We start from the raw sequence: 13,053 nt of genomic DNA, 5'->3' as shown, positions 1-13,053 counted from the left end.
GCTTAGGCCCAGGACTTATCTCCTTTTTTATAGGGCACAGCACCTTCATACCTACCCGGCGCAGCTATATAACGCATCGCCTTTGTTGCCCCTATTTCAGAGCTGAAATAACCCCAGAAAGACAGTTGCTTCATCATGGTAAAATAATGGGCTGGTAGACTGGTAAAAGTCTTGTCTTTTTTGCGTTCTATTTCTTCAAGCGCGCCTTTATTGGATTGGTAGTCTTTTGCTTCTTTGTCCAATGCGAGTATCAATGCCAATCTCTGGGGAGCAGTCGCTTTTAGGAATCCGACACCATACATTTTTTCAGAAGCTGCATTCAGTTTCGCAATTCCCTCTTTAAATACTTTCTGATCAATATCAGTATAGCAATCAGTCACAATGACGGTCATCCAGGACCCTACTTTAGCTGCTTTCGCCCCCGGACTTTTAGCCGTATCAGGTAACATCGTATCTGCAACTTCATCCAAAAACGCTTCCTCCTGCTCCGTAAAAAGGCTATTTCTTCTCTTTTCCGCAGCAGAGCTACAGCCGCTGAGTAGTGCATCACTTCCAATCATAGCAGCACCGGTAAGCACTGTGATCATTTTTAAAAGTTCTCTTCTATCCATTGCTCAGACGTTATTTTTTTTCAATTCAGCTACTGCATAATCCGCTGCTCTGGCTGTTAAAGCCATATAAGTTAAGGAAGGATTCTGACAAGCGGAGGAAGTCATACAGGCACCATCTGTTACATAAACATTGGTACAATCCCATACCTGATTCCATTTGTTCAGGACTGAAGTTTTAGGATCTCTACCCATCCTGGCGGTTCCCATTTCATGGATGCCATGCCCTAAAGCATGTCCCCCATCATAGGTACTCACATTTTTCACACCAGCAGCTTCCAACATGGCGCGCATTTCTTCTTTTATATCCTTACGCATTTTCAGCTCGTTCTCTTTCAGCTCCGCATCCATGTTCAAAACAGGGAGTCCCCATTTATCTTTTACAGTTTTATCCAGTGAAACTTTATTTTCATGGTAAGGAAGGATCTCACCGAAACCGGTTGCACCAATCGTCCATTGGCCAGGTTCGGTCAGGGCATCTTTCAGGTCGCCTCCTAAATTTAATTCGGCAATCTCTCTGCCCCAACCTTGTCGGCTTGCGCCACCCTGGTATCCAAATCCCCGTAAATAATCTCTTTTATCCCCTCCCAAATTCACAAATCTAGGGATGTAAAACCCGTTTGCTCTTCGACCGTAAACATATTGATCTTCATAACCTTCCACTGTTCCGGAAGCACCAATATTATAATGATGATCCATTACATTATGTCCTAATTCACCACTGCTGCTACCCATACCTTCTGGCCAGACATCCGTAGCGGAATTCATCAATATCCAGGCGCTATTTAAGGTAGAAGCACATAGAAAAACGATCTTGCTTTTAAACTCATAGGTCTGATTTGTTTCGGTATCCAGTACCTCCACTCCGGTTGCTTTTTTGGTATTCTTATCGTACAACACTTCCTTCACTAAGGAATAAGGGCGTACCGTCAGGTTTCCGGTTTTCATGGCCGCAGGTAAGGTAGAAGATTGTGTACTAAAATATCCCCCAAAAGGACATCCTTCCCAACAACGGTTTCTAAACTGGCATTTGGTTCTGCCAGGAATCTCAGCAGTAAGATTGGCTACTCTTCCAATGATCAAATGTCTTTTTTGATGGTATTCTTTTTTTATCCTTTCGGCGATGTCTTTTTCTACGCAGTTCAACTCCATAGGCGGTAAAAACTGACCATCAGGCAATTGAGGGAGCTGTTCGATAGAACCGCTGATCCCAGCAAATTTCTCTACATGATCGTACCATGGGGCAAGGTCATCATAGCCGATTGGCCATGGCACACCAACATTATCCTTTTCATTGGCTTCGAAATCCATCGGACTCCAACGGTAAGATTGCCTTCCCCATAAAATGGACCGGCCACCCATGCGGTAGCTGCGCCACCAGGTAAAAGGTTTGGTTTCTGTATATGGGCAGTCCTGCTCATTGGCCCAGCCATCCATTACTTCTTCGGAGGCTGCCCAACCGCGGTGAATTACCGGATATTTCTTTTTCTGTTCTTGCGTTGTTCTTCCGCGATGTTCCAGTTCCCAGGGATTTTTCTGAGCGGTTTTATAATCTTTAACATGATCATAAGGTCCTCCACGTTCTAACATGAGTACTTTCAGTCCTTTTTCACAAAGTTCTTTAGCGGCCCATCCTCCACTGATTCCGGAGCCTACAACGATGGCATCATAGCTGTTATTTTCCATAATCAGCCTTTCTTAAAGTTTCATTCATCTCAATAATTGTGTGTGTTATTTGATTAAATTATTTCCTTCACCTATCCCTAACCTTAAATTAAATTTACATGATTATAGTACTCCTATCCAACTACTATTTCTATAAAAAAATATGCTATCTGATCAATTATTAAATTAATAAGCATTATTTTAGGTCAAAATAGCAGTTGAATTGAATGAAAACACTAATCCAAAAGATCTATGTTGAGGAACACCACTCCTTTGCCTGTCGGACTTACCGAACTCCAGATTTTGAGACTGCCTGGCATAAACATCTGGAGAGCGAATTAATCCTGATTACAGAAGGAAATGGTACTGCTTTGATTGGCGATTTTATTGGAGAATATAAAGAAGGAGATGTATTTTTTCTCCAGGGTAATGTACCCCATTGGTTTAGGAAACAGGAAAAGACCAGCATTGGTTCTGCCATCGTTATTCATTTTTTAAATGATTTCTGGGGAGCAGGATTTTTGTCCTTACCAGAGATGAAACCTATTTCAAGATTCTTAGAGAACAAAAACACGGGTTTACAGCTGCATGGACAACTATCGATCGACATCGCTAAAATTATCATCGAATTAGAGCAGGCAAAAGGAATGGATCGCATCCAGCTTTTACTCAACAGCATGCTAAAAATCAGCCAATCTGAAGAGCAAATGGTAATTACCATGGCTTGCAGTTCAATGAATAATTCTGAAGAAAACTCAGTGATTGAAGCCGTCATAGATTATTCGTTTAAACATTTCCTGAATCCGATCTCTTTGAATGAAATTGCTGGAATAACCAATATGTCTATCCCTGCCTTTTGCCGGTTTTTTAAACGCAATATCAAGAAGAGTTATCTTGATTTCATCAAAGAGCTGAGAATTGGGCATGCCTGCAAACTATTGAGAGATACCGACCGGGCGATTTTAGACATCTGCTACAATAGCGGTTATAACAGCTGGGCGAATTTTAGCAAGCAGTTTAAAGTCGTGTCGAACATTACCCCTTCGCAGTATAGAAGGCAGCATAAAAAGTAAGGGTTGTTTTTTCAAACAACCCTTACTGGTATCAAATTAAAATCCTGATGGCTTTTAAATTCCTTTAAAAGGCAGGATTGAGAAGTACAATTGAAAATCTTTAATTCTACCGCTGGAATTACCTTGTCTCGGCAATAATTTCATACCTGAAACAGTATATTTTGCACCCAGATCAATCACCAATTGGTGTGGCATTTTAGGTGATTTACTTTCCCATTCTGTATGCCAGATACTGGTAAACTGTAAGTCAAAAACATTGGCTGCATTACCATCATCCCCACTCAGTTCCTCACTATCTGCATATACTACTTTCCAGTCTGTTCTTGGAATTTCCTGTCCTTTTGAATCCAGCAATACGATTTCCGCAACAGAGCTAAAAGCTTGATTTTTCTGAGAAGAAAGCGCTTCCAGACAGAAATAACGGGAATTTACCGGCTTAAAGTTAACCTGCTGCCAATCTTCGTTATCCTGAAAAGCTCCTTTATAGTATGCTTGCTGCCCATCTGCCTGCCATTGTTGTCCGGCTTTTTTATGTGCTTGTGCCTGTTGTTCGTTCAGTACGTCCAGTACTGGTTTATCCGTACTTTCCATACTTGGATTTAGGGTTCCAAAAAGGTCAAAAACAACAATTTCATTCTTTCCTTTTTTCAGCCAGGTACCTGGAACCAACATCGTTTGTGTAGGCCCAATTTCCCAAAAACGACCCAGACAATTTCCATTGATCCATACCAATCCTTTCTTCCATTTACTTAAATCCAGGTAGGTGTTTTCCAATTCATTTACAGAGAAACTCCCTTTATAAAACCCTGCTTCTGCTTTTTGTCCCTTTAATGGTTTATAACTGACTGGAATATTATTTTCTCCCAATCTGATGGCATAGTTTTTCCAGTTTTTAAGCTCCGTAGGCTGGTTATTAATCAGTAGGTTTACCGGACCATGAATCCCTTTACGGTCGTGCATGGCTTCCCCATAGTTCACTCTACCTGTTGCTTCCACTAATATTTGCAGTTCAGCATCCTGCTTTCTTTCCGGAACTTCAACCAGATAATTGTTCTTTCTTCTATCTATGGTTCCGATCAGTTTTTTATCCAGATAAACCAGGGCATAATCGTGAATTTCCTGAAATTGCAACCTGGCTTTTTTACCTTTTTTTAAAGTCGTCTGGTACAGTACTGCACCAAAATCCTGATCAAGATCTTCCATGAATTTAGGGCGTTCTGAAATTACAGGTTTCGGAAGATTTTGCTGCAATGCCGCGAAAGCATTGAATTGAATGGCTCCAACTTTTTGGATTTTCTCAGCAGCAGGGATTTCGGGTAATGTCTCCCCTTCTTGCAGGTAATTGCTAAACAACTTACGGATCTGATGAAATTTAGGTGTGGCATTTCCTGCTTCATCTATTGGTGCATCGTAATCATAGCTGGTGGTTTGTGGTAAATAAGGAGGCGAATTTGCGCCGCTGTAAGTACCAAAAGTAGTTCCACCATGTGCCATGTAAATACTGAAAGAAGCATTGTGGTCCAGCATATATTTCAATTCGTTCAATACCCTTTGGGTGTCTCCTTTGTGGTGTGGACGACCCCAGCTATCAAACCATCCCGGATAATATTCTCCGCACATCAATGGTCCTGTAGGTTGAATTTCTCTTAATGCCTTAAAATTAGCTTCCGGATTACTGCCAAAATTGACTACTGCAAACAGGCCATCAGGATGGTCTGCTTTTAACTGCGAAGGGCCATCACAATGAAATAAAGGCACCTCAAATCCAGCCTGAATCAGGTAAGATTTCAAGATGTTCATGTATACTTTATCCTCTCCATAGCTACCATACTCATTCTCTACCTGCACCATAATGATGTTGCCACCCTTACTGATTTGTAAAGGAGCTAAGGTTTTACCTACTTCCATCAGGTACTTTTTAGCGCGTTCCAGGTAGTAAGCATGCTGGGTACGCAATTGCATGGTTTTATCTTTCAATAACCACCATGGAAAACCACCAAAATCCCATTCTGCACAAGCATATGGTCCGGGTCTCAGGATTACATATAATCCTTCTTCCTGTGCTATTTTACAAAACTCAGCGGCATCGCTTTGTCCGGTCCAGGTAAACTGGTCTTGTTGTTTTTCATGAATATTCCAGAAAAGATAGGCGCAGACTGTATTTAGTCCCATTGCTTTGGCCATTTTTAAGCGATGACGCCATTCGGCTTTAGGGATCCTTGCAAAATGCATTTCGCCGCAGCGGATTACATAAGGTTTCCCATTTAATTCGAAGGATTCTTTACCAATTTCAAATGCGGGTTTAGTTTGTTGTGCCTGCAAATTGGAAAATAGCAGTAAGAATAGGATTACTGCTGTAATCTGTTTAATGTACATAGTTTAGAGGTTGTTATTTGTGTGTCTGCTAATATCGTATTTATCTGGGTTTTGTAATTAATTATCTAAGCTTTGTAAACAGTAATATTTCCCGGATAGCGATTTTACTTTTTTCTGGTCTGATCGCTGAAATGGTTAATTTCAAATACCTGATATTGGATGATTTCAGTTTTTTTAAGCCATAATCCTGACCTGAAATCTCGCTGTTTTCCGTTTGAGACATCCAGTTCAGGTTGTCTTCAGAAACCTGTATCGTATGCGTATACCAATCACTGTCCTTTCCCCAGAAAATCTGATAATCCGACAGTTGATAGATTTGTTTTAAATCGATGGTTAAAGTCATCGGAAAAACCGTGTTTTCTGCCTGCCATACCGTATTTATATTATCATCAATAGCCTGATTTACTTGCGCTGAGGAGTGATTTAGAATGGATACAGTGGCATTCTTTAAATCCAGCTTTTTGCGGGCAGTAGTTTTGCTGGTATCATTGCTTGCTGCATCGGCAGGAGCCTCCCCATAGGTATTGTTCCATACCGCATGTTTGCCATCACTTACAAAATTAGCATCTGAGGCTAAGGTGTTAAAGCTTAACCTTGCAGATTTCAGGTTTTTACTTTTCGCGCTGATGCAAATTTCACCGGCTTTTTTAGTGGTACGAATCAAAGCATAAGCCAATCCTCCTTCCGTACGCATTATTTCTGCTCCTGGAGCTGTTTCAGTAATCAGTGTTCCTTCTCCGCTAACTTCCAGGTCCAGCTCAAAGTATTCCAATCCTTTTTGATTGGCGATCAGCGTTCCCTTATCATCCAGCACTTTAATATAAACCGGGATCATTTCTGAGCCATCTGCAATAGCTGGAACTCCCTTATCCCCTAGTTCAATGGCTAATTGTGCTGGTTTTTTTGCTGTTCGAATTTGATGTTGCACAACAACTTTCCCATTCATTAGTCCTTCTGCTTTGAGTTCTCCAGCCTGATAATTTCCCAGATGAAAAGTATAATAAGGACTGCCCTCTTTTGAAAATATATGAGGTGCTGTTTTTGCATTTTCAGCTCTTGTTATTTGTTGCATAAACTGGCCATTGCGATACAGTTTTACCGCATCACAATTAGAGAACACCATAATTGAAGCGTCCAAATCCGGGCGGTTATTGTAACTGGCAACAAAAACCATGGCTGGATTACTTTTATTGGGTCTTTGCATCGATTGCATCTGGTAATAACCAAACTTCGGATAGCGGTCTATATCTACCACTCCGCTAAACGCTGTAATGGAATCCGAACCACGGGTATAATCGTTAAAACTCCATAAAAAATAGCCGCCCATTCTTGGGTTTGCATCCAAACCTGCATGGTCCCAATACCCCCCTTTATCTTCACTGGTTTCTCCATTCAGCGCATTTTGTCTTAATCTGGCCTGATTGATCATGCCCTTTGCCGAATAGATCCTTGATGCTCTCAAGCTATTTTCTTTACTTGCATCAGAAAACCAGGCATCTCCCCATTCACGGGTGAAGGATGGACTGTTTGGCATAGGGTCAGTTCCATCGGGATTGACCACTTTGTAAAGAACATCATAAACATCCTTACTGCGGCTGTTCATATCATCTGCAGTGTAAAATTGATCACCTGGCATTTCCTGATGTGCAATTGCAACTGCATCTTTCATCCAGCTTGCCGGAGTTGGAGATTCATTTAAGGAGGTTTCCCATAAAAATACAGATGGACGATTGCGGTCTCTACGGATCATTTCTCTGATGTCCTGGAAGGAACGGTTTACGAAAACTGGGTCTTGATTAAAGAATTGCCATCCCGGCTGACATTGGATCACCAATAAACCGAGTTCATCACAGGCATCCAGAAATGCTGCTGAAGCTGGATAATGAGCCGCTCTAAGGGAATTAAAACCTCCGGCTTTGATCAGCTTTACATCTCTTACCTGCATCCCATCACTCGCCGCATCCCCAACATATTGGTAAGCCTGATGTCTGTTTGCACCTCTTAAATATAATTTCTCTCCATTCAGATAGAAGCCATCCGCTTTTCCTGTAGCAGATTTAAAGGCAATAGAACGAATTCCGGTTCTGGTTAGCAGCTTATCGGTCAACACTCCTTCCCGATATACGAGGCTTTCCAAATGATAAAGGTATGGATGCTCAGGATGCCATAACTTAGGGTTGGAGATTTTCATTTCCTGCTGAAAAGTATGTTCTCCATGGGCATTAATTTTATTCTGAACCATCACTCTGGCTACTTCCTGATTGTTTTTATCTTTTAAAATGCTCCATATTTTTACTGCTGCCATTTTATCCGATCCATTTACAATATGGCTTTGAACACTTAGTATGGCTTGTTTTTTATCTACCTTGGTATAATTGATCAGTAAGCCTCCACCTGCCACTTTATTAGCTTCCAGGGCATCCGAAACATAAATCTTTTCTGTAGCCAATAAGGATACATTCCGATAAATCCCTCCGTAGTAATTGAAATCCAGTTTTTGCATGGGCTTACCTGGAGGAGTTAAAGGATCATCAGTATTCGTCACTTTTAACGCAAGTACATTGTCCTGCCCAAATTTCACATGAGGAGTGATGTCGACAGAAAAGCCCATATATCCCCCAAAATGACTGGTCAATTTCTTCCCATTTAAATAAACATCGCAATTCATTTGTACCCCCTCAAAATGAATACTCAGACGTTTATTTTTCAATGAATTTGACAGATTAAAATACCTTCTGTACCAGCCAATTCCCTGATAAATGGCAGCACCGCCATTGTGTTTTTTCTCCAGCCTCATCACATGAGGAATGGTTACGGCTTCCCATGCACGGTCATTAAAACCTATTGCTTCGGCATGATTGACTTCGCCCCGATGAAAGGCCCAGTTGGTATTAAAATTAAGTTTTTGTCTGGGTTCCTGCAGACTAATGGCCGATAGTTTGGTCTGAAACAGTAATAAAAAGCAGCAGCAAATTAAAACAGTATTGCTATGGATTGTACGCATGTAGTTTTCTAATGAAATAGATGATTTGAACCGAATTACAAAGAATCTTTTAACTTAAACCAATTGAAATCCGCATAACCAGAAACACCATCAGCCGTTGTGCTGTAATTAAATAAAGCAAAGCGATTGGCGGTCCAGTCTAGTCCCAATGCCATATTTAGCATGTTCCCAATTTTCTGGAAATTCTTTCCATCTGTGCTATAATCAAAAGAAGCAGTGTATCCGATATGCGTGACACTTGCCTTTATCCATAGCTTATTTCCTTTAAAAGGGATGGTAGTTACAGTGCTGTCCGCATTAACCATTATTATAGATTTCTGTCCGGATTTTTGTTGTACGGCTACGAAGGCATAAGGGAACTGGAAAACACCAAAGCCAGCCACATTTCCATCTTTCAGACCGGTAACATCAATCTCCACTGTACCAGCTGAAAAAGGCCCCTGTACTCTTTGTGTAAGGGTGTTTCTGGCTTCCGATAATTTAGCTGCCTTTCCGGCTTTCAGGCGCATATACCCCTTACGCTCAGTAAGCGACCATTTCTGATCATCCGGATTGTGGTTCCATTGCCATTGCAAGCCTAGTTTTGCAGTGTTAAATTCGTCGGATGTTGCCGGAACTACATTTGGATGAGTTTTCCCTACATCAGGTTTTTTAAAAGTTTCTACACCTTTTCCTTTATCCCCCAACATTGGCCATCCATCTACCCAGGTTACTGGCTCCAGATTAGGCACACGACCAATAGGGCCACGGTCCTGCATGATGATGAACCACCAGCTGCCATTTTTCAACTGTACCATCCCTCCCTGGTGCAAACCATTGCCGGGATAAGTATGGTCATCATTGATGACTTCCTTGGCTTCATATGGTCCATAAATATTGTCTGAACGCAGACAAATTTGTCGGCCGGTAGTGCCGCCTGTAGAACCCATCATGTAATATTTCCCATTCACTTTATACATATGCGAACCTTCCAGATATGGAAATGCAGGATTATTATAAACTTCCTTTTGAGGAGTTTTCACGGATAGGGCGTCTGCGTTTAATTCCGTGATGAACAGTCTTTCCTGCCCATGCGCCACATAAACTTTGCCATCATCATCAAAGAACAATCCCGGATCATACATGTATTCTTTAAAAATCGTTCTTTTCCATGGGCCTTTCGGATCTTTGGCGGTACATATAGAAAAATGTCCTGGTTCAGTTCTGGAAGTATTAGGCGTACAGAAACCAACATAAAAGGTGCCATTGTTGTACCGGATGGTATTGGCCCAGGAGCCTTTTAAATAGGCATTTCCGCCTTTCATATCGTAGCGCGGATCTTCGTCATATCTTGGCACTGCATAACTCAGCATTTCCCAGTTTACCAAATCCTTGGACCTGGCGACCGGGCTTCCCGGAACATAGTGCATGCTGGTAGAGACGAAATAAAAGTAGTCATCTACCCGGATAATATCAGGATCCGGCCAATCCCCCCACATCAATGGGTTGGTAAAAGTCCCATTGCCATTATCAGGGGTATAAACTCCGTTTTTTTTGGTCTGAGCAACCATTACATGGCTCCCAGCCAGCAATAAAACAAGTAAAAAATATTTCTTCATTTAAATGATATAGTTATTAGTATTCTACGTGATAATCTTTCTTAAATGGCTGTCCGCTCCAGGCCTTTTTAGCGGTCCAGTCTGCGGCAGGATCTGTCCAAAAAACATTATCGGCAGGCAATCCCAGCGGCAAAAACCCAAGTGTTGCCATATACAAGCTACCTGTGGAGGTATATCCATCGGCAATGCCCGGTTGAGCGCCACAGAAGCCCAGTACGAGCCAACCTGCTTTATCGAAGTTGTCGCATTGGTCATACATCCGGTGCATGACTGCGGTAAGGCCGGATCTCACCTGTGCAGGGCTGATCTCTGAAGGTAATTTTTCCATCAATGCCACTTGAGCCAATGCCTGAAAAGCGGCCGTACGGTAAGTTACAGACCTTCCCATTGCCGGATAACTGCCATCAGGAGCAATGATCCGTTCTGAAAATTCAGAATATCTCACCATACGTTTCACAGCCGTATTGTACATTTCTGGCTGAATTCTTTTCTTGTCTGATAAGACTTTAAAAAAATCAACCAGCATCGGGTGGATCACATAAGAATTGTAATAATCTATGCTCAGGCTAGGGCCATCACTGTACCAACCATCTCCCTGATACCATTCGAGAATTTTCTTTTTAGCGATCTCTAAACGGGCCGGATCTGCTTGTTCGCCAATCGACATTAAGAAGGCTTCATTGATTCCTGCAAAGAGCAGCCAGTTGTTGTAGGCTCCGGTGCGCGTGCGTAAAGTTTTAAACTCTTCCGCAATCCTTGCTTTGGTTACTGCATCTAATGGCTCCCACAATGCTTTTGGGGCTCTTAGAAATGCCTGAGCCATATAAGCTGCATCCACGATGGGCTGACTTTCTGTTCTAAAATTCAGATAATCCGGATTTGCCGGATCTACGGCATTTGCGATCCCTTTTAAGAGCGCTGTACGCAATTTCTTACGCAGCTGACCTTCTTTAGTCTCGTCGTCAGGTAAAGCCAACCAGGGGGCTACTCCTGCCATTGTGCGCCCAACGGCTTCCAGATAGGTAACCTTCTTAAAGAAATCCGTCTTTTGTCCCGGAGGGACTTCCACAGGCATCTGCTGTTTTAATGTGCTATTGGCAAGATTTAAGATGACAGGTGAGGCCATTTTATATAGCAAATTTGCCCAATACAAACGATCCTCGGCGCCTGTTGTGGCTGTTTTAATTTTCTGTTTCTTTCCTGTCTGGGCATTGGCAACCGAAGTTATTGTTAAACATATTAGCCCAATTAACACGGTATATTTAAAAGTTTTCATAGCTGGTCTTATCAATTTATTTAGTGCTGATTTCAAAAAACTTGCTGGCACCGCCGCTAAGGTTGGTAGTAATGGATACTTCAGTTATTTTTTTACCCTTGTAATTAACATTTAAGGGCACAATTTCCGCTGTTGCGGCATTCTTTGCCAGCAATTGTTTAGGGTCTTTTATTTTGATTGTTTTTACAATACGGTTCCAAGGGATGAGGATGGTTTGAGTATTGTTGCTGGAAGAACGATTATGTGCCTCTGCAACAAGGATATTTTTGTTATGCTTCAACTCCAGGCGGAACATTTCCGTTCCTGCCAAAAGAAAGGCGCCTACGCCAAAAACATCAGTATCCTCATAGCCTACTTTATCCGGTGCTGCACCTTGTGGCTGTACAAAGCCGAGTTTACCATTGGGATGAACCGAAGTACTCAATGCTTCCCATGCTTTAGAAATTACAGGTTCATATTTTTTATAAGAAATCAAGCCGTTATTTACCCCCCAGGTCATTGCATAACAGATAAATCCTGTACCACTTGTTTCTTTTGAAGGGTAGCTTTCCGGATCCAGTAAGCTGGCATGCCATGTTCCATCTGCTTGTTGCAATTTTGCAAGCTTCTCAGACATTTTAATAAATAAATCAACAGCGCGTTTTCTGTCCGGATGATTTTCAGGCATTACCGACAATACCCTTGCCAGTCCTGCGATTACCCATCCGTTTCCGCGACTCCAAAACACTTTGGCTCCGTTCTTTTCTTTCTTATTAAAATAGCGGCTATCTCTATAAAATAAGTGTTCCTCTTTATCAAACAGGTATGCGGTTGATTTCCACCATAGCTCGGATGCTTTGTTGATGTATTTTGGATCTCCAGTAGCTTCGCTAAGGTATGCCAAGGCAGGTGGCCCCATGAACAGCGCATCACACCAAGCCCATTCTCTGGTGTAAATACCGTTTTTCCATTCCAGTGATTCTGTATGGGGTAATTTCACCAGTGAATCACCAAGATTTTTAAGGTCTTCAATAAAGACCGGGGTTTTATAAATATTGTATAGCTGGGCATAGGTTTGTCCCACACAGTAATCATCCGCAAAGAAACGATAGCCCCCTGTTTTCCATTTGTTATCTTCAGCAACCTGAATCAATTTTTGGTAATAAAGATTGGTATCGGCAAGTTGACTCCATGCCATCATCCCGGTATACATTGCTCCACTGGTCCAATCTTTTTTAGGATTTTTCCAGCCCTCTGTTTCTAAACTTGTCCATTGCCAATCGGCAACATTTTTCATTTGACTAATGATACTACTTGCTGATCGTTGTTGTTTTTGTTGCGCATTACTCTTCCCAAAAAGGAAAAGGGTTAAGGGGATTAGGAATACTGATTTCCGCATTTAATTGGTGGTTTAGGTCTTGTGTTTTATTTATTCGGTATGAGTTTTATTTACCTTCTTGATAAAAGTAAATTT

The 13,053-nt window shown here is 41.8% G+C and carries 8 protein-coding genes; 1 reads left to right on the top strand and 7 read right to left on the bottom strand.

What is annotated here, in order from left to right; translation table 11 throughout:
- Positions 1-2: 2 nt before the first annotated feature.
- Positions 3-611 carry a gluconate 2-dehydrogenase subunit 3 family protein gene (locus R2S10_RS00765; RefSeq protein WP_316838515.1) on the bottom strand — a complete coding sequence of 203 codons (609 nt, stop codon included), beginning with the start codon at positions 609-611 and terminating at the stop codon, positions 3-5.
- A gap of 3 nt (positions 612-614) precedes the next feature.
- The gene (locus R2S10_RS00760; protein WP_316838514.1) at positions 615-2,294 is read right to left on the bottom strand and encodes a GMC family oxidoreductase; all 1,680 of its coding nucleotides are present in this window, start codon (positions 2,292-2,294) and stop codon (positions 615-617) included.
- Positions 2,295-2,500: 206 nt separating this feature from the next.
- Here R2S10_RS00760 and R2S10_RS00755 point away from each other — a divergent pair, with 206 nt between their 5' ends.
- Positions 2,501-3,346 (top strand): AraC family transcriptional regulator, encoded by an 846-nt coding sequence (locus tag R2S10_RS00755; protein ID WP_316838513.1) that lies wholly within the window; start codon positions 2,501-2,503, stop codon positions 3,344-3,346.
- A gap of 54 nt (positions 3,347-3,400) precedes the next feature.
- Here R2S10_RS00755 and R2S10_RS00750 read toward each other — a convergent pair whose 3' ends face one another.
- From R2S10_RS00750 to R2S10_RS00730, 5 genes are all read right to left on the bottom strand, one after another.
- Positions 3,401-5,722: a beta-galactosidase gene (locus R2S10_RS00750; protein WP_316838512.1), complete on the bottom strand. Its 2,322-nt coding sequence runs from the start codon at positions 5,720-5,722 to the stop codon at positions 3,401-3,403.
- Positions 5,723-5,783: 61 nt separating this feature from the next.
- Positions 5,784-8,726: a glycoside hydrolase family 2 TIM barrel-domain containing protein gene (locus R2S10_RS00745; protein ID WP_316838511.1), complete on the bottom strand. Its 2,943-nt coding sequence runs from the start codon at positions 8,724-8,726 to the stop codon at positions 5,784-5,786.
- Between the two features lie 35 nt (positions 8,727-8,761).
- Positions 8,762-10,324, bottom strand: coding sequence for a glycoside hydrolase 43 family protein (locus R2S10_RS00740; RefSeq protein WP_316838510.1), 1,563 nt, complete (start codon positions 10,322-10,324; stop codon positions 8,762-8,764).
- Positions 10,325-10,340: 16 nt separating this feature from the next.
- Positions 10,341-11,600 carry a DUF2264 domain-containing protein gene (locus R2S10_RS00735; RefSeq protein ID WP_316838509.1) on the bottom strand — a complete coding sequence of 420 codons (1,260 nt, stop codon included), beginning with the start codon at positions 11,598-11,600 and terminating at the stop codon, positions 10,341-10,343.
- A 16-nt stretch (positions 11,601-11,616) separates the two neighbouring features.
- Positions 11,617-12,978, bottom strand: coding sequence for a glycoside hydrolase family 88 protein (locus R2S10_RS00730; protein WP_316838508.1), 1,362 nt, complete (start codon positions 12,976-12,978; stop codon positions 11,617-11,619).
- Positions 12,979-13,053 lie beyond the last annotated feature (75 nt).

Origin of the sequence: Pedobacter gandavensis (assembly GCF_032678745.1) — a bacterium.
Classification (GTDB): Bacteria; Bacteroidota; Bacteroidia; order Sphingobacteriales; family Sphingobacteriaceae; genus Pedobacter; species Pedobacter gandavensis_C.
Note: the sequence above shows the minus strand (reverse complement) of the source record. Positions and strands in the feature narration are given on the sequence as shown.

What these genes read in the sequence shown, in the direction of transcription:
- R2S10_RS00765 (WP_316838515.1), bottom strand. Translation starts at nt 611, where the DNA reads ATGGATAGAAGAGAACTTTTAAAAATGATCACAGTGCTTACCGGTGCT.
- R2S10_RS00760 (WP_316838514.1), bottom strand. Translation starts at nt 2,294, where the DNA reads ATGGAAAATAACAGCTATGATGCCATCGTTGTAGGCTCCGGAATCAGT.
- R2S10_RS00755 (WP_316838513.1), top strand. Translation starts at nt 2,501, where the DNA reads ATGAAAACACTAATCCAAAAGATCTATGTTGAGGAACACCACTCCTTT.
- R2S10_RS00750 (WP_316838512.1), bottom strand. Translation starts at nt 5,722, where the DNA reads ATGTACATTAAACAGATTACAGCAGTAATCCTATTCTTACTGCTATTT.
- R2S10_RS00745 (WP_316838511.1), bottom strand. Translation starts at nt 8,726, where the DNA reads ATGCGTACAATCCATAGCAATACTGTTTTAATTTGCTGCTGCTTTTTA.
- R2S10_RS00740 (WP_316838510.1), bottom strand. Translation starts at nt 10,324, where the DNA reads ATGAAGAAATATTTTTTACTTGTTTTATTGCTGGCTGGGAGCCATGTA.
- R2S10_RS00735 (WP_316838509.1), bottom strand. Translation starts at nt 11,600, where the DNA reads ATGAAAACTTTTAAATATACCGTGTTAATTGGGCTAATATGTTTAACA.
- R2S10_RS00730 (WP_316838508.1), bottom strand. Translation starts at nt 12,978, where the DNA reads ATGCGGAAATCAGTATTCCTAATCCCCTTAACCCTTTTCCTTTTTGGG.